At 42.2% G+C, this 18,078-nt stretch carries 16 protein-coding genes; 6 read left to right on the top strand and 10 right to left on the bottom strand.

Annotated elements, in window-relative coordinates; genetic code table 11:
• Positions 1–5 precede the first annotated feature (5 nt).
• From WA1_RS07180 to WA1_RS07145, 8 genes are all read right to left on the bottom strand, one after another.
• Positions 6–788 (bottom strand): amidohydrolase family protein, encoded by a 783-nt coding sequence (locus WA1_RS07180; RefSeq protein WP_017747883.1) that lies wholly within the window; start codon positions 786–788, stop codon positions 6–8.
• 51 nt (positions 789–839) lie between these two features.
• The gene (locus tag WA1_RS07175) at positions 840–2,078 is read right to left on the bottom strand and encodes a hypothetical protein (protein WP_017747882.1); all 1,239 of its coding nucleotides are present in this window, start codon (positions 2,076–2,078) and stop codon (positions 840–842) included.
• A gap of 194 nt (positions 2,079–2,272) precedes the next feature.
• The gene (locus tag WA1_RS07170; RefSeq protein WP_017747881.1) at positions 2,273–3,436 is read right to left on the bottom strand and encodes a hypothetical protein; all 1,164 of its coding nucleotides are present in this window, start codon (positions 3,434–3,436) and stop codon (positions 2,273–2,275) included.
• A 50-nt stretch (positions 3,437–3,486) separates the two neighbouring features.
• Complete coding sequence (locus tag WA1_RS07165) at positions 3,487–4,782, bottom strand: hypothetical protein (RefSeq protein WP_017747880.1); 1,296 nt, start codon at positions 4,780–4,782, stop codon at positions 3,487–3,489.
• A gap of 46 nt (positions 4,783–4,828) precedes the next feature.
• Entirely contained in the window at positions 4,829–5,482 is a 654-nt protein-coding gene (locus WA1_RS07160; protein ID WP_017747879.1) for a hypothetical protein, read from the bottom strand.
• A 3-nt stretch (positions 5,483–5,485) separates the two neighbouring features.
• Complete coding sequence (locus WA1_RS07155) at positions 5,486–6,850, bottom strand: hypothetical protein (protein WP_017747878.1); 1,365 nt, start codon at positions 6,848–6,850, stop codon at positions 5,486–5,488.
• A 51-nt stretch (positions 6,851–6,901) separates the two neighbouring features.
• On the bottom strand, positions 6,902–8,173 hold the full coding sequence (locus WA1_RS07150) for a hypothetical protein (protein WP_017747877.1): 1,272 nt from the start codon (positions 8,171–8,173) through the stop codon (positions 6,902–6,904).
• 193 nt (positions 8,174–8,366) lie between these two features.
• The gene (locus WA1_RS07145) at positions 8,367–9,962 is read right to left on the bottom strand and encodes an alpha/beta hydrolase (RefSeq protein WP_017747876.1); all 1,596 of its coding nucleotides are present in this window, start codon (positions 9,960–9,962) and stop codon (positions 8,367–8,369) included.
• A gap of 236 nt (positions 9,963–10,198) precedes the next feature.
• Here WA1_RS07145 and WA1_RS07140 point away from each other — a divergent pair, with 236 nt between their 5' ends.
• From WA1_RS07140 to WA1_RS07130, 3 genes are all read left to right on the top strand, one after another.
• Positions 10,199–10,627: a hypothetical protein gene (locus WA1_RS07140; RefSeq protein WP_017747875.1), complete on the top strand. Its 429-nt coding sequence runs from the start codon at positions 10,199–10,201 to the stop codon at positions 10,625–10,627.
• A gap of 499 nt (positions 10,628–11,126) precedes the next feature.
• A complete protein-coding gene (locus WA1_RS07135) occupies positions 11,127–13,136 on the top strand; it encodes an AAA-like domain-containing protein (protein ID WP_272819093.1) in 2,010 nt (669 codons plus the stop codon).
• A gap of 333 nt (positions 13,137–13,469) precedes the next feature.
• Positions 13,470–14,045 (top strand): Uma2 family endonuclease, encoded by a 576-nt coding sequence (locus tag WA1_RS07130; protein WP_017747873.1) that lies wholly within the window; start codon positions 13,470–13,472, stop codon positions 14,043–14,045.
• A 373-nt stretch (positions 14,046–14,418) separates the two neighbouring features.
• Here WA1_RS07130 and WA1_RS07125 read toward each other — a convergent pair whose 3' ends face one another.
• Complete coding sequence (locus WA1_RS07125) at positions 14,419–14,862, bottom strand: family 1 glycosylhydrolase (RefSeq protein WP_419183611.1); 444 nt, start codon at positions 14,860–14,862, stop codon at positions 14,419–14,421.
• A gap of 201 nt (positions 14,863–15,063) precedes the next feature.
• Here WA1_RS07125 and WA1_RS07120 point away from each other — a divergent pair, with 201 nt between their 5' ends.
• Both WA1_RS07120 and WA1_RS58035 read left to right on the top strand, forming a co-directional pair.
• Positions 15,064–15,270 (top strand): hypothetical protein, encoded by a 207-nt coding sequence (locus WA1_RS07120; RefSeq protein ID WP_017747871.1) that lies wholly within the window; start codon positions 15,064–15,066, stop codon positions 15,268–15,270.
• 248 nt (positions 15,271–15,518) lie between these two features.
• The gene (locus WA1_RS58035) at positions 15,519–15,680 is read left to right on the top strand and encodes a hypothetical protein (RefSeq protein WP_169886886.1); all 162 of its coding nucleotides are present in this window, start codon (positions 15,519–15,521) and stop codon (positions 15,678–15,680) included.
• 63 nt (positions 15,681–15,743) lie between these two features.
• Here the strand turns inward: WA1_RS58035 and WA1_RS07115 are convergent, their stop codons facing one another.
• A complete protein-coding gene (locus tag WA1_RS07115; protein WP_017747870.1) occupies positions 15,744–16,058 on the bottom strand; it encodes a hypothetical protein in 315 nt (104 codons plus the stop codon).
• Between the two features lie 432 nt (positions 16,059–16,490).
• On the opposite strand from WA1_RS07115, the gene WA1_RS07110 reads away from it, so the two are divergent.
• Positions 16,491–17,714 (top strand): FG-GAP repeat domain-containing protein, encoded by a 1,224-nt coding sequence (locus tag WA1_RS07110; RefSeq protein ID WP_017747869.1) that lies wholly within the window; start codon positions 16,491–16,493, stop codon positions 17,712–17,714.
• Positions 17,715–18,078: the final 364 nt, after the last annotated feature.

The raw sequence follows: 18,078 nt of genomic DNA, 5'->3' as shown, positions 1-18,078 counted from the left end.
CTGGTTTACCTGTGAAGTGGAAAGCAGCGATCGCGAATCAGTTCAACTTGATTAGGCGATCGTTTTTGGCCGATCAATCGCAACAGGTTTTTGCCCAGCACTAGTTCTTCTCGGTTTGGTGGCAAACCCAGTAAGCGAATTTTGTGCAGTTCAACACCCGGATGTAACCAAGGACCATCTGTACCAAACAGCACTTTATGAGCACCGCCCCGCTTTATTGCCTGTATCAAATAGTCAAATCGCCGCACTCCCGATGTATCGGTATAGACATTGGGATAACGACTAATCTGGTCAATTACCCGCAGGTGGGCACGCCAGTCGTCAGCAAAACTACCCAAGTGCGGAATAATGAAATTGACATCTGGATACTGGGGAGCTAGTAAGTCAATCAGATTGGTTTCACCGACGGGATCGTAGAGCAGGGGCAGATGAAATTGGCGGGCAACTTCACACACTTCACGGGTAACCGCTCCATCCATACGATGCACCTTGATACCGCGAAACCTCCATTTGACGACTGATTCTTCAACAATCTGGTAAATACGTCCGCGATCGCGCTTTGCATGGACAAAAGCAAACCCGATGAAACGCCCTGAATAATGTTCCACAATTCGTGCCGTGTTGGCGTTTGCCTGACGGTAGTTGCTGTGAAAGGGAGAAAAGATGACAGTCTTTTCAATTCCTGCCACTTTTGCCCGTTTGAGATAGGTTTCAATAGGTGCATCAGTATCCCAAGGACCAGTGAGTAAGTCTCCTTTTCCAGCATGGCAGTGACAATCAATAATCATGGGGAGATGAAAAATTTGGTGCTAATGATTGACTAGAATTTAGGCTCTCACTTAAACATCACAAATTTCAAACGTCTTTAAGATCCAAGATCTGAGACAAGAATAAATACTTCGTTTATCTTTAGCTTTTTTAAGGAAATAGAGTATCTGTTTACATTCTTCAGACTTAGATACAATTTTCTTCGGATCGTATGGTCCAGGTTCAATTAGTTGAGATTGTAATTGTCTATTAAAATGATTCATTGGTTCGATCATTTCCTGATATAGTGTGTTGATACCATACCAAAGTTTTTTATCATCTTTTTCATATAAATAGCTTTCGATGAGTTCATCAATAAAATGTGTGCAAAGTGGACGACCCGCTTGACCAGGAAAACGACAAAAGATGTCATCAATTTTCTCGCCATCGACAATTGCCGATGTCAGTTTTCTCAGTATGCAAAGAACACGTTCTCTTCTAATAGGATCGGGATCGAAAGTGGGAATTTTACTACTTACTTTAAGTAGCTTTTTGACTAACAGCTTTCTCTGCTCTTCTTTTGTAGGTGGTTTTGTCGAGAGCTTCAAAAATTTCTTTAAAGTGGTAGGAAAAGTAATGTAAACGTAAAGAAGAAACACTTCTATGAAAGGTGCATCTTTGCTAGCAGGTAACCCTGAGAAGTTCACTCCACCTGCTTTGTACAGTTTATCAAGATTTAGCCCTAAGCTCCCTAAGTTCAGTTTGGATTCGACAAGTTTTTTTTGATTTGCTTTGTACGATCTTCCAAGCATATACCCACAACTTGTTAGCTCTTGTAAGCGATCCTTGTTCCATTCAGAAAATATTTTTTCGTCTTCTGCTGACGTCACTCGTCCCTTGATTGCCATCCACAATTCGACTGTAACATCCACTTCTGGAGAGAGCATAGCAATATTATCAGGAAGTTTTTTAATCCATTCAATGTTTCTTTTTTTTCCTTGCTCTAAAAGCCATCTAATGTTTTCAAACGGTAGACGAATCCGACCGCGAGAAAGAATAGCCAATTTTTTGTCTTTGGGGATCTCGCGTTTACCTGGAGTTGTTCTTTTCCACCATTTGACGACATTCAATCTGTCTCTCTTGAATTTTCTTGGTTCGCATGAGGATAGAGTCATCCCTTCAAATTCAATGAGGTGGGCTTTCTCAGAAGTAAAAGGTTCTTTAAACAACAGCCATTCATGTTCATTCTCCAGGTTAGGGGAGGAAAGAATACTGTTGTCTACTGTTAACTGGAAAGGAGTTTCAAATAGCCATTGACTTTGTAATTTCATTTTTAAGACCTCTGTATTTGACCTGGCTATTGAGTAGGATGAGGCGAGCGTTAAACTATCTGCCAATGATTTATGAGCAGAACAAGACCGATAGAACTAGGAGAGAAAGACGTAACATCGGGCATCTTCAGCTCTTTACTGAAAGCCAATCGTTAGAGTAAGTATTTGTATTACAGTTCCAACTGAATGCTGCTTTAACCAACTACTCTGGAAGCAGGTTTAAGACCTTTGGATCGCGCCACAACTGGCTCTCGACGTTGACCATTTGGTGGTGCTCCAGGTATATAAACATTCCGGGGTGGTGGGGTGGGACGGCTCATCCGCATACCTTTCTCGCTGGAAATCCACTCTTCGGCATACTCAGCAATGCGGAACAACAAAGCTTCAAAATCAGTGCGGTTCTTTTGCAATACATAAGGTTGGGCTAGCCAGCGCAATATTTCTCGTCCAGCAATCGCCATTCGGTTCATCGTACTAGCGTGTACTGACTCATGGAAGTATTGCCACAGCACTAGTTCGATGAGTTCCCAAGCATTGTTGGCACCAAATTGAGAGCGTACATCGGCGGATTCCAAAACTTTAAAAGCTTCTGCCAATGCCTGACTGGTTTCTACCCGTAGCACATTGATGTAACCATAAGAAGAATTCTTGACGTTATTCCGTACATCCAAGCCACATCGACGGACGATCGCTATCGATCCAAAGGTCGGATCTGTCGCCCGTTCTCGAATCACTTCACTAATCCGCTTATCTCGCCAAAACTTAGCGGTTTCGCTAATGAAGTGGACAAACAAACCATGAAACTGAGGATTGGGACGAGCACTAGGTCCGGGATCGACATTAGTATAACCGAAAACACGACGATAGGCTCGTAAACGATCGCGCTGGTGATAGCGCAAAATGTTGTGCTTATCGAAGCGATAAAGCCCATAAGCACCTTCTCCATTGGAAATTCGCAATGTTCCAGCCCGGAACAGTTCTTGTAGTTTGTTCATCACCCGAAACACACCCAGACGTTCGTGCATATATATGTAGTAGAGGTCGGCAGTAGAGAGGATGCGATCGCTAGTGACAGTATCGTCGTAATCCACTACTCCCCCAGATATATGAGTATTGCCCAGATCGTTAGGAGCGTCCTTACTCAAACCGATGAGGTCAGTTAGCCCAGCATCAGGGGCTGGTGCTTTACCGTTTTGGGTAGCAGCAAATTGCTTGATTTGGTCGTCTACCATGCGGTTCAGCACTTCTGCTAAGTCGGGATTAGCAATTAGTTCTGGACCAAGTTGCGCGAGAGTTTCTTGGAGTAGTGCAGCAACTCGATCGTTTAACCCGTCCAAGGCGGCTGTAGTAATATCCATAAATCAATTCCTGTAGTCTTCCTAATGGAGGTCTGATTGCGCTGGGATAACTATACTGCTAGGTTTGCCAGTTCATTTAGCTGGTTGAGTAAGTTATCCAATGCCCATGTTACCCGCTCATTTGAGAGAATCTGTTCTAAAGTTGACCGACTAGAGGAGTTGAGGGGTGTCCAGATTTTGAGGTGGGCAACAATTGGGGCAATCGTCCAGAATAATCGGTCTGCTTGGTCGGTAACAAAGTCAATACCATAGGTATTGTCTAGGTTGCTGGGGGCTTCCATATTGGCAAAGCGATCTAGCCAATCGATGAGATCGCTGACTGTAATATCTGGTAGCCACAAACTCAAATTGGAGGCGGTTTGAGGATTTCTGCCATCTTCAATTGAGGATGTTGTTAAGATGCTGAATCGACTAGCACGGGAACGGCGTTCGCTGTCGCTGAGACCTACCGATTCCAAAGCATTACTAAAGTCAGTGTTTCCCTGTGATAATACTGGTAACAATACGCGAGCGCGATCGATTCGTTCGCTCAGTGAGGAGATTTGATTCGCTCTGCTGCTAGCGTATCTATTCCAAGCTTGCTCCAGCATCTGGATGTAGGTTTTGAGCAGTTCATACTGAGTTATCTGGTCTTCATCATTGATGTTAACCGCTAGCATGGGATTGTTCAAAAAAGCTTGTCTGCCAAATTCCGCTACGTTGTCGTTGAGCGAACGAAGATAAGCTTCTACCCGTGCTGGACGGGGTTCGTCTACCCAGCGAAACTCTTCAACCAGAACTTTGATTTGGGAAGTTATCAGCGATCGCAAGGCTTCTACTCTTTCTGTATCAGCTTGAGGTATAAACGAACTTAATCGCTCAATAATTTTCAAGGCATCTGCCATGATAATACTTGCCTGACGGTATAGTGCTGCTTGCTGAGTGGATAGCTCGCCCAGCAATTCCTTTCCTTTGCCGTCAGTACTATAAAGCACCATCTGACTCTGGGATGGTAGGGTAGCTAGCTTGTCATCATTAGTTCTGGGAAAAGCCGCATTCAGAGCATTGAAGAAATTGGTAGCACCCCGTCCAGGAGATCGTCCTAATACCTGGGAGATCGCCCGTTCTACTTGACGTTCTAACTGGTTAACATGACTAGTCGAACTAGTTTGCACCGAACCATTATCATAGGCAGTCTGTTGATTCCCGGCATAACGCTTAAAACTGCTGAGTAAATCACTTAACAGCAAATTTCCTTGTTCGTCAACCGTGCCTATTGGTTGAGTAGGATAAAGTTGAATCATTAGTCCGCCCCGCAGGGCTTTTAATTGCTGAGCGCGTTTACGACTTAGAAGTAAATTATTCATGATAAGGAGTCTCTGGCTTGTTGATAGTCATGGGATGAAGAGGATACTAAGTAATAACACTAGAAAACCTGTCGTAAAGTATGTTCAATTCATCACGGATACAGAAGAAATGGACAAAGGTTTCTGGTTGACCGGGTTGGACTTTACCATTCTTTTCAGATTTTTTGCGAGCATCTTCTACAAAGGTGCGAACAGCCTCTCCCCATGCCTCAACTAATCGCTTAGTTTCATCGCTGTTTAAGTGTAATCTTTCTTGAGCTAGCAACCGCATTGTCCACATCCGAGCTTGACAATCGGTAATAAAATCTAAAAATAATTCGTTTGAGCAGAGGGAGTTCAAGCCATCTAGAAAGATGCGTTGGGAAATATCCCATTCTGGCAACGATGCTTTGAATATCTGCCAACTGTTAAGTAGTTCTTGGTGTGTGAGAGCGATCGCTTCTTTCGCTTCTACCTCCAGTGGTGTAGCCTCTATAAGTAATCGTTGTGCTGCCATATAGTTTTCTATCGACTGAAGCCGTTCTACGATTTCTTCAGTACTGGTGGGATTTTCTGGTAGTTGCCGAGCCACCAAATCGTTGATGAGTGCTTTTATGGGGGTATAGCCATCGCCCAATCGATCGACCCTCTCCTGGAATGCGATCGCTTTTAACCGTAGCCTGTTATAGTTTTCCCAAGCTTGAGTACTTAGTTCTGTCATTGATTATCGTCTCCCTAAAATGCGGTAGAAATTGTCAGTAATGCTTTGGGGATCGGCTAACTGCCGATCTAATGCAAACCGAGCAGCACTAATCATGAGTCGAACGGGAATTGTACCGGGGTCTCGTCCTACCGCTAGACGCTGACCTGCTAACTCGATAATGCCCATATGCTCTGGACCAAATGCCACCACCTGTGCCATTGACTTATTACCAAATTGGTGGTATCTCTGAAATACCATTGTATCTACTACCAGTTCAGCAGCAGGATAGAAAGTTTTTATAAACACAGGTGGAATATCACTAGCAGTTATGCGAGGGTATAGCCGTTTCCACACGCGAGTCAAATCTGCTGCCATCTGATTTAGACCCAAACGACGTAACAGAATCAGATTAATCAGCACTCGTAAGTATGGGGTAGGGTGGACAGATTCGGGATTGAACCGTAAGGTATCGCTAGTAGAACGACCGACTACATCCATTAAAGATTCCACTGCAGCAGGACCGCCCAACAATAAGGCAAACATATCTGCCATCATTTCCTTGTGCCAGTTTGCCCAGGTTCGCGCCACTCTTCTGGGGAAGTACCCTTCAAAAATTAGACGTTGATAGATGCGAGCAGGCACTTCTTCCCACAAACCCAAATCTGCTTGCAAGTTATGCGACACTTCGTGCAACACGCTCGACAGCGCCCAAACGTTATCCAGGCGATGCTGGGGCAACACGATCAGAGGGAACAGGTTAGGATTGAACCGTAACTTTTGTAAGGGGACGCCCCGACGAAAGGTAGCGGGACTAAAACCACTATCTGCATAACTAAACGGCAATAGAGTCGGGGTTGGTTTGGCAATACCCAAGCCAGTGTAGACTTTTTCATAACATCCAATGGCAATTCGGTCTACTGCTCGCAACCGTTCGCCAAAGCTAGAAAGCCTTTGAACAAACAGGTCAAAATAGAAGTCCCAGATCCCTTCTACATACACAACTCTGTTACTGGCACGTTGTTTGCGATCGAGAAACATCTGTAAGCGTTCGAGTGTTGGTTCTCGGCGAGCAGCATTTACGGATGCTTCTACCCAACGAGCCATTTCCATCAACTTGACGCGGAACTTATCAAGCAAACGGTTAACAGCTTCGATATGAGCCTCGCTAGGAGCAGCTGGTGATGTGCCAAATTCATCTCTTTCAAAAGGACGTAGGGACTTGGCATGGCGGGTTAAATTAATGGATTGGATATTCAGCCAGTTGTCCAGCAGACGGTATTCACCCAGAGTGGCAGATCCTTTCAGATTGCGGGGTAGATCGGATGCGAACGACGGGTAAGTAGAAGATTGTAACCGCGATTGGGCTGGAGAAGATAAACGTACCATTGTGCAGCCTCCCGGCTCATGCTTCAAAACTAAACCACCTGAACCTGTTTCTCATCGACTGCCACAGGTTGGGCAGTATGGTTCACTTTCTCGGTTACTGACTCGTTGTTTGCGTGGAGCACCAGCAGGACGTGCAGCACGACTCTGCACTGCTACATTCTTAATCATCGCTTTCTTAGTAGCTCTACCAGAACTCATCACCTTTTGAGCTGTCGCTGATGCTGTTTTTACAGCTTTTTGACTATTAATTGGTTCGCCTTTGCGAGCTGCCTTGGTTAAAACTCTAGCTACAATACGCTGTTGGTGAGGAAAAGTCCGTAGAAATTGCTTTCCTACAACACCTTGATCCAACAGTATCTTTGCCAATAATGAATAGAATTGTACCAGTGCGGGCATATAACGGAGGAGTTCGCGGGCTTGCACGCTGGAAATGACGGCTGGTAAGGTAGTAGCGATGGCTGCTTGTGCCTCTGCATCGGTTTCTGCTGATGCTGCTCGATCAGCCATAACTTCTGCTAGTGCTGCATCCATTGCAGCCTCAGTCAAGGCAATTTCTGCATCGGCTTCGTTCATTCCAAAAAACTCTGCTTCCATCTGGGCAACTTCCATCTCAGCTTCCTTAAGAGCTTTGGCTAGTCCACTTCCCACAGCACCACCTATAGCACTGCCCGCAGGACCACCAACAAGTGCCCCACCCATTTTTCCGATAATCGGCACCACCCTTCGTACAACTTTTTTGAGTCCTCTCCCAACCCTTCTAAGAAAAGACAAGAATCTGCCCGTTCTTTTCTTAGTCTTTTTCTGAGCCTCATACTCGGCTGCATCTTCAAATTCTAAGTTTCTGTACTCACTTTCCCCATCTATTTCCCACTCATCCTCAAACTCCGGTTCGGAGTAAGCGGATATTCCATCCATTTCCCACTCATCCTCAAATTCAGGTTCGGTGTAGGCAGACATTCCTTCTATTTCCCATTCGTCCTCAAGCTCCGAGTTACTATAGTTGCTGTCTCCTGTTGTTTCCCATTCATTGTCAAACTCAAACTCCGGTTCAGCATAGGCAGTGCCATTATAAGAAGCCATATGGGGCAAGGGAGCTTCAAACAGTGCATCGTTTCGCATGGTTTTTTCTCCTTCAGTTTCAAAGCGTTTTATGTTGGTTTGCCCGGTTTCACGGTATGCTTGCGAATTGCAGCATTGCGAGCGATCGCGCTCTGTCAACATGGCAGTGTTTTTTATGCCCTGCAAGACGTTTTCTGAGAGCAATTTATCTTCGTATATCCACTCGCCCTCCATCTCAGAAGCAGCATAATGGTTTTCTACCATTAATATCCATCGCTACGGGGTCTCCCAACAATATAAATTGCTTGCAGAGATCAACGAATGAAAATGGGCATTGGGCATTGAGCATTGGGCATTGGGTTTTTCCCTCGCTTCTGACCCTAACCCCTGCTAGTAAATTAGCAAGACTGAAGTTGGGGTAATAGTCACACAATTTTGGTCACATACTTGGGGTAACTTATTTGAGGGATACTGATTCAAATGAGTTCAAGTCCAAAGACTGCACCAAACTGAGTGGTAATGGTTGCTGACCGATCGCATTAGCATAATTTGCGCTGAGAAAACGACGGTAACTTGGCTGATTGGCAACATAGGTTTGGAAAAAGGGAAGACTCAAAGCTGTGACATAGCGACGGGCTAGGGCAGGATTTGGACCCACAACTTGCTCTGGAACTGGAATAGCAGAATTGGGGGATTCGGCGATTGTTGAAAAATGCGTGGCATTATTCATGAGAACTAAATATTTATTTAGGGTTGTTAACCACGTGAAGGGTTGAATTTGTTCTGGAAGCGCTGGAGCAACAGTATCAGAACCGCTAGAGACTATCATGACTGGAATGTTAATCTTGCTGAGGCTGGCTTGACCTAAAATAGTACTGTCAATCTGGTTAATTGCGATCGCAGCTTTTACCCGTGAATCTGATAAGTTATAAGTAACTGGTGGTAAATTAACAGCCAAACACTGAAGTAGGACAGAAACATTGAGTGCATTTGGTGAAGCTGGACAACTTTTCTTAAGTCGATCAAAATTAATAGGTGCGCCTGCTAGCACTAACGCCGTGTAACCTCCAAAAGACTGCCCCACTACACCTACTTGCTCTAAATTCAAGCGTCCTTTAAAATCTTGATTTGATTGAGATAAGCTGTTTAGTTGATCCAGTAGGTACTTGATATCTAAAGGGCGATCCACAAACTCTCGAGGACCAGCGACTTCATTTGCTCTACCAGATAATAAGGCTTGCAACTGTTCGGTGTTACTACCAGGATGCTCTGGAACCGCAACAACAAATCCATAGGAAGCAAGATACTCAGCTAGATAAGCAAAACTTGTTCTGTCAGAACCAAGCCCGTGGGAAATCACAATGACTGGACGAGAAACTGAAGTCAGTGGTAAGTATATGTCAGCCGGAAAAGTCCGAGTCCGGGATAGGTCGTTAAGTATGATAGTGCGTCTTTGCCATTTAAAGTTACCCGGTTTTAACAATTCTCTTACCGAGACTTCACCTGCTACAAAAGTCTTGGCTATTTCTTGAGATGATTGCTGGTTGATGAGCGCGATCGCTCTTTGAGTCTGATTAACCAACCTCTCGAATGCTGCTGCTATTTCCAAACTGCGAGGTAAATTAATCGAAATGGTTCTAGAGGGAAATCTTTTTAAAACATTTAATAATGTTAAACCTTTTGGCTCTGCTGCGGCAAGAATTAATGATGCCCGAATTGCATAAAATCCACTAATGCCAGAATCCTGCTGTACCACTTCTCCTAAATTTTTCAGTAACGTTTCACCAATTGGTGTATAAAGAAATTGAGACACTTGTACAGCCGTAAGGGGAATGGGTGTCAGCAACACCTCACGTAACTGGGTGAGTTGCTTTTTATCGGCATACTGGGTGTATGCAGCGAGTTCATCATCAACTTTACCTGTTTTTGCGTATTCTTCCAAAGAACCAATAGGAATAGAGCGTCCCAAAACACCAAAAGAGAGAGTCAACCGTTCTGCACCCAAGGAAGGAAAGGGGGCTAGTAGCCCAAGACTGAGAAATCCCAACCCCATTTTTAACCAGATGAACTGCTTGGCTTTGGTATGAAGATTATTCGGGCGGAAGCAGACACGTTCGGTGAGGATAGACGAAATTGGTGGGGAACTCATAGTTATCACTGGGAACATTGTTAGCAATTTTAGCTCAATGCTTAATGTCCAATGCCCAATGCTTATTTTCCTGAAAGTAAGAAACATCAGAAAAGTAAGAGTCGGTTATTATAACTCTCGTAATTGATGGAAAGTAAGTTATGAATAATGAGTTTCTCCACAAAATTCCCTGGCAGTCTTTAGTCTTGCTGTGGCTAACTTATGCTTGGTTGGGATGGTATCTGTCTGCTCACCATGTTGCTTGGCTGGTGGGGGCTTTTGTTGCAGCTTTAGTGTTAGCTATAGCTTGGAGAACTATTGCCTGGTTGGAACGATTAATTCGATTTGGTTCTAGAGCTTTAACTGTAGTCTTGTTTTTAAGCGCCTCTATTGCACTAGTTGCAACTTGGTCAATTTTCGTGACGTTCATTGTTTTGCCTCTGGCAACTACACTCCTGGCAGAGATGGAACTTCGTTTTGCTGGGTTTAATCGAAAAGATACATTTTTACTGTTGAGTGCGATCGCTGGATGTGGTTTAGCCGTTGGTGAAATGATAGATCTCGTTCTTATACCTAGTGGCAGATATTAAATATGCGGTTTTAGATTTCCAGTTTGTATAATCTAAGTAAGATCGCTTATAGTAAGCATAAATGGTTTATGAACAAATCTCAGTACTGTAAGGTTGGCATTGCCCTACCTACGTATAGTTCAAAAATCAAATAGGAGTCCCATAGTTCTATAAAAGTCTAAAAAGCAGGAAAAGTGAGGTAAATAATTTCCTGATTCAATATGTATTCAATATGCTATATTCTGTACTGTACAAATATTAAAAATCAGTAAAACTTCAGAGAAAAAAATGAAAATTGTATCAATTTTTTTTAATATAAATTTTAAAGTTTTCATAAAGACTTAGTAAAAAGTCTAAACATGAGTCAGAGTCTAGTACTAGAATAAGTACCAAAATACTGATACAAAAAATTACTTAGTTGTTATGTTTGTCTGCGTCCATCTACTTGTGTAGTAGCATCTATCGAATTTATATTGTATACAGGGGTACGTAGATGTACATCAAAAGTACGTATAGCTATATGAATACTCTGCCACAGATTTGCCACCCTATGGAGGTCGATCAAATTTTAGAAGCGATACAGCAGTCTCTACTGCCAAGACGACTCAGTTCTATTGAAAAGTTTGTCTTACATCAATCTTGGTTGGGAAAAACTTACAATGAAATGGCTCAAATTTCGGGTTACGCCAGCGATTACATTAAAGAAGTTGGTTCCCAGTTATGGCAGGATATTTCAGATACAGTAGGGCAGAGAGTCACAAAGAAAAATCTGCATTTAGTGCTGAATCAGATCGAAACAAATTCTATTGATCGGCAGAAAAAAGAAGCTAAACGAGAACCAAAAGTTATAGATAAAACGCAAAAAAGTAAAGATGTACAATCTGTAATTATAAATACAGACATCCAATATCCTAGCGGTCCTGTAGCCCTGACTTCTCCTCTGTACATTAACCGTCCCCCAGTAGAAGAAATTGCTTATCAAAAAATTAATCAACCTGGGTGTGTGATAGGAATTAAAGCACCCAGGAAAATGGGGAAAAGCTCTTTATTACACCGGATTGTTTCATATGCAAAGACTATAGAGTATAAAACAGTTTATCTGGACTTTCAAGAAGCAGATGAATCTATCTTTGTTTCTCTCGACAAGTTTTTACGATGGTTTTGCGCTAACGTTAGCAGACAATTGAACATCAATCCTAAGTTAGACGATTACTGGGATGAGGAGATGGGAAGTAAAGTTAGCAGTAAGATATATTTTGAAGCTTACATATTAAAGCAAATTGATAGTGCGGTTGTCATAGTTTTAAACGAAGTGAACAGAGTTTTTGAGCACTTAAATATTGCTAAAGATTTCATACCAATGCTGCGGTTTTGGCATGAACTAGCAAAGCAAGAGAAAATTTGGCAAAAATGGCGATTAGTTGTAGCTCATGCTACGGAAATATACGTTCCACTAAATCTCAATCAGTCCCCTTTTAATGTTGGACAAACAATCACGCTACCAAAATTTACCCCAGAGCAAGCACGGGATTTAGCACGGCGTTACGGATTAAATTGGGCAAGTGGTGAAAAGAGCGCACAAAGTCTTGCGTTACTTATAAAGATGTTATCTGGGCATCCCTATCTCTTGAACCTTGCATTCTACTATTTGCAGCGGAAAGAGATAACTATTGAGGAGTTACTGCAAACAGCCCCCACGTCAGGCGGAATTTTCAGCGACTATCTACGGAGCAATCTAGCTGTTATTAAAAAAGCACCAGAATTGGTATCGGCTCTTCAACAGGTGGTTAATTCCAATGAAAGTGTACAATTAGATGCGATCGCGGCTTTTCAATTAGAAAGCATGGGACTCATTGAGCTTAATGGGAATTGGGCCAAGCCTAGCTGTGAATTGTACCGTCTCTATTTTCGAGAGCAGTTGCAGCAAGAGAATACAACAGATGTTGCTGAAACCGAAGAGTTAGTGACAAAATTACAGACAATAGGATACGCAAATCATATTGATGAACTTACTCAGTTTGCGACTAGGAACTACTTCAGTCAGTATCTAGAAAACAACTGGAAGGAGTGGGCAAAAGAGATTTCGCCAGTATCTCTTGTGCTGTGTGAAGTAGACTACTTTAAGTTTTTCAACGAAACCTATGGATATAAAGTTGGTGATGAGTGTTTGCAACTGATTGCAAATACTATTCGCGATCGCGTGGAAGAATACCCAGGTCATTTTATAGCACGTTATGAAGGTGCAAAGTTTGCTATAGTTGTGCCTTTTTTAAGTACTGAGTTTGCTCTTAGCGTTGCAAGTAATATTAGAGATGGTGTTATTGCATTGGCAATTGAATATGAACGCTCTGTATTTGGTGGATTCCCAGCCCGCGTACTGACAGTCAGTTTGGGAGTAGCAAGTATTACACCAAGCCACGAAAGTTCTCCGGAAATGCTCATTGATGCCACTGAAAGCGCACTTCATCAAGCTATCCGCAGAGGTCGAAATTGTGTTAGTGTGAGTGCAAGTTTGATGGTTGAGTTTTAGATGAACTTTGATGGGCTGTAAGATTCTCAGATCCCTCCAGATCCCCGACTTCTTGAAGAAGTCGGGGATCTAAGTCAATGATTAATTGATAATAAAAACTCTGATTTGAGAAGTTTAATTTAAGGCGTTGCTGAATCAAGGTATGAATCCAAGTTTTACCCTTAAGATTTGCCCTCACCCTAGCCCTCTCCCAAAGAGAGAGGGGACAAGAATTCTAGCTCCCGAATCCCTTTGGTAGAAGGATTGGGGATGAGGGTAATTCATACTGTTATTCAGCAACGCCCAATTTAATCAGATTAAATTGAAATAAGGAAATCCACTTTTGAAAGCACCATGATTGTAACAACAGTAGATCGGGTAACAGAGCCAATTCTTATAGATGGACTAAAATGGCAGGATTTCAAGGTTGTTGAAAGACTTTTAGACCGTCCTGGCATTCGGCTGTCCTTTTTAGACGGAACATTAGAAATTCGTAAGATGCCAGGAAAAAAACACGAAACCGTTAAACAACGCATTTCCAACTTGTTAGACATCTTCTTGGAAGCTTCTGAGATTGACTATACCCCGACTGGTTCGATGACTCTAGAAAGCGAAGTCGGGCTAGTGAAGCGCGAAGCTGATCTGTCTTATGAACTTGGACCAAATAGGGAACGTCCCGATCTAGCGATCGAAGTTGTTGTTACCAGTGGAGGTATAGATAAGCTAGAAGCTTACAAGCGTCTCAAAATTTCCGAAGTTTGGTTTTGGCAAGATGGCAATTTATCGCTGTATGCGCTACACCAAGAGAAATATGAAAAGATTAATCAATCTGAAGTGCTTCCCGAATTAGATATGGTGTTGTTAGAAAGGTGTATTAATATACCAAAGCATATTCAAGCTGTAAGAGAATTTCGACAGGCATTTCAGTAGCTAGAGCGCCAGTACAGTAATATCACAAACCCGGTTTCTTTAAGTTAAGCCTACGAGATATCAAGCTTTGCAAGGGAGAGAACCCGGTTTTTTTTGCCCCCATTTTGAATACTGTACCGATCCGATGCTCTAGTACATGAAGGCAGAAATAAGAAGGCTTTTAGCAACTACCAATCAATAATTCTTTCGCTGGTCATAAAGTTAGAGACCCTTAACGAATTGTTGGGTATAGTACATGGAATGCAATGATTAACATTGCTCGCAATCCTTCAGTGAATAACTAGGGTTGCTTCCTGTAGCCACTTGTAGACTTTTCCAAACTTTGCATCAAACGACACTGTTTTGACGGATACACTCTGCGTACCACTCAAAACTAGCTTTTGGGATGCGTTGTTGGACTAATACGCGATCCCAACCGCTTGACAAGTGCTTTCACATAATCGGCGTAATCATTTGCCATTTGGCGACTTTGCCAAGAACCGTACAAATCCTCTAATGTTTGAGGGCTATTCCAATGACATAGGGTAGCGTGAGGAGCGATGCCATGCTCGTGTAAGCAATCTGCTAACCGTTTGTAAAAATCAATACCTTCTTCGTTGACTGTACCGCGACCATCAGGAAGAATACGAGTCCAGGCAATACTGAAGCGATAGTGTTTGATTCCCAGGATTGCCATCAGTTCTACATCTGACTGGTAGCGATGGTAATGAGCGCAAGCGACAGCACCTGTATCACCGTTAAGCACTTTTCCCTCAGTAGCGCTGAAAGTATCCCAAATGCTGGGTTTGCGCCCCCCTTCTTGATATGCACCTTCAATTTGATACGCAGCAGTCGCCGCACCCCAACAAAAATAAGAGCGGAAATTGATAAAAATTCGTCATTGCTCTACCTTGGGACTGTTTGTAAAGTTTTAGTGAAGAAATAAAGCCTATCGAAGGAGGGATTGTAAAGATTTGTTGAAAAAAGCGAAAATGACCATATGGGAAGTTGTAGTCATTTCACTACATAGGTTGGGAGTATGATGCTAATTCGTGAGGTTGTTCAACAAGTCATAGCAACTGGATATCTTACCGTTACTGCGGAAGAACAGTTGAGAAAACTTTTGCAAACAAAGTATGACGTAGAAGATTTCGATGCTTTTATGTCCTTGCAAGAAGCGGCAAGTTTGGGGCGAATCCGACAGGAGTCCCGTGACTTAATGATTTGCGGGCAGTCGGCACAATAACTGAGGGAGTAAGCTATAATGCGATATTGCCTCTGTTGTCCTCAAACTGGTGCAGTTATGTCACTCAATCAAATGTAGATCGGTGAATCTCTAAATCTATTTCTCGGATTTTTTCCGGAAATTACCTCAGATAGAGTGATAATTGATGGAAATTTGGGAATACTGATTAACGTTCAAGCATTGATGGTAAATTCATTAGATGCGATGAGATTCACAAGCCCCAGATTGGCAACATAGAGGTAAATATTATGACAACTACACAAACTCACCCTAACAAACAACAATCTTCTAAGAAGAGACAAAAGTCTTTTTCTTGCGTGGACATTGGTACTCCTCTAAGACCAATACGTCCGCGTCCAATAAAACAGCAAGAGTGCGAACAACTGAGCGACTGGAAACACTCAAGTTAATGAAGCGGTATTTTTCTCAAGCAAATACATACTGTAGCTGTGGTAAAAGTAATTCTGTCTTGCTCAAATTTCAGTTTTACACGGGCTTTTGCACCGTATGGCTATTATAATCGGCTGTGGGTTGTAACTCTGTAACTTATTACCACTGCTAACCCTATCAATCTTTGTTATGTCTGGTGTTAAAGGGGTTTTAGCTGATTCTTTTTTAGTGCGATCTCCTGTTTCGAGAACAGAAAAAATCCTATCAAAAGAAACACTGCGATTATAGTTTTGTTTATTAAAAGTGTCTGTTGCTTTTGTTGCTTCGGCGGCTTGTATTCCAGAAGCAACAATAAGAGAAATCATTAAAAATGAAGAAGTAAATAGCTTAAGCTTCATAGTTAAGACGTGAAAGTATCAATAATGTTTGCTCTTCTCTATAACTAAAGTTAAGCTATTTATTCTTTTAGCGCAGTACGAAAAAGTCCTGAAAACTGCGACTCTAATGGGTTGGATAAGTCAGATTTTGTAAGAAATGGTAATACCATTTTAGATTTTAGATTTTAGATTTTGGATTGATAAAGTCCTACTGGACTTAGTTTCACCCAACAATCTGTCTCATTCTTTTTTCCACTTGGTATAACTTTAGTAGTCAGTAGCCATCATAAACTGCGTACACCAAAACATCTGAAAATTTCTTTTCCCCTACTCCCCACTCCCCTCATAAAGCGCAACTTTTACACATCAGAATTTATCAGATGTTACCTTTTAACAGAAACATTATAAAAAAGCAGTTAAAAAAAATATGAACACTAGTCATAACCAAACATTATGTTTGAATCTAAAACCGTCAATTCTAAAAGTACTAGTGAACTTTCGTCTCTGCTAATCTACAATAATTCTGTAGCTACAGATGCTCTAGATACTACTTTCGATTGGGGGCGATCGTCACAAACTCTGCTAAGCGATTTGTCAGATTCAATGCTTGCAACAACAACAGCAACAAGCCCTAATCCAAATCCCAATTCTCAATTCAGTAATGCAGCAATAGTTCCTGACTTTAACGGTGATGGCAAAACTGACAAATTTTGGCGTAATACCCAAACCAATGAAGTGTCTATTTGGCAGATGGATGGCACAAGGGTAGCAAATGCATCCATCCCCAGACAGATAGATTTTTCTTGGGACTTTTCCTATGCAGATTTCAATCGTGATGGGAAAACAGATGTGTTTTGGCGTAACAAGTCAACAGGGGAGAATCTCATTTGGATAATGGATGGGGTAAACATTGCCTCTGAAGTTTATTTGGACAGAATCGATCCAGCATGGACTGCTAGTATTGCTGACTTCAATGGCGATGGTAAGAGCGACATTTTCTGGCGCAACACTCAAACAGGTGATAACGCGACTTGGTTGATGGATGACACTAGAGTACTTACCTCTGCTTTTATTGATGCAGCGGACTTATCTTGGACTTCTAGTATTGTTGATTTCAATGGCGATGGTAAAAATGACATCTTTTGGCGCAATACGGCATCTGGGGAAAATGCCGTTTGGTTTATGGATGGTACTAACACCTCAAAATATGCCCTATCATCATTAGATCCGTTTTGGGATAGCTACACCCTTGGTGATTTTAACGGCGATAGCAAAACCGATCTTCTCTGGCGCAATAGCCAAACAGGTGAGAACACCGTATGGTTGATGAATAGTATTTTCATTACTTCTGGTTCTGTACCAAAGCTTGACCTCTCTTGGAAATCTAGTGTTGGAGATTTTAACGGCGATGGTAAAACTGATATTCTCTGGCACAATGAAACGACTGGTGAGAACACTGCTTGGTTAATGGATGGCACAACAGTTTCTACTGCCGCATTCTTGCCTGCAACTGATGTGGCTAGACAGCCGAAAGTTGGGGATTACAACGGCGATGGTAAGAGTGATGTGTTCTGGCGCAATTACAACACTGGTGAAAATTTCATTTGGACTGTCAATGGGACAACGACCTCTGAAACTCCTATAGACACAGTTCCTCCAGAGTGGATTGCTTACTAGAGCGCCGGTACAGTAGGTCAATTTTGTTTTGATGGATAGTCCGTTGTTGAGAAACCCGGTTTCTCTCTAACCATAGGGGCGCAAGGCCGCCGCGCCCCTACAATGTGGTCTTGACATCTAACTATTAACAGTTAACCATACATAAGTAAAGCCACTAGTGTAAGCTTATTAATTGGCTACCAAGTTTTGATTGTAAAATACAGTTGTTTATGTTAGTATGTTTTATTACTTTATAAGAAAATAATTTGTCATTATTCAAACATTACGTTTTTACTCTTAAGAGTCATAAATAAAAAAATAGGTCTTTTTGAGGAAATTTTAAACCAATAACGTATTTCTGCAATTTTTACAACCACCCATAGTT

The sequence above is a fragment of the Scytonema hofmannii PCC 7110 genome (assembly GCF_000346485.2).
GTDB lineage: Bacteria > Cyanobacteriota > Cyanobacteriia > Cyanobacteriales > Nostocaceae > Scytonema > Scytonema hofmannii.
The sequence above is the reverse complement of the archived record's forward strand: the minus strand, read 5'-3'. Positions and strand labels throughout refer to the sequence as shown.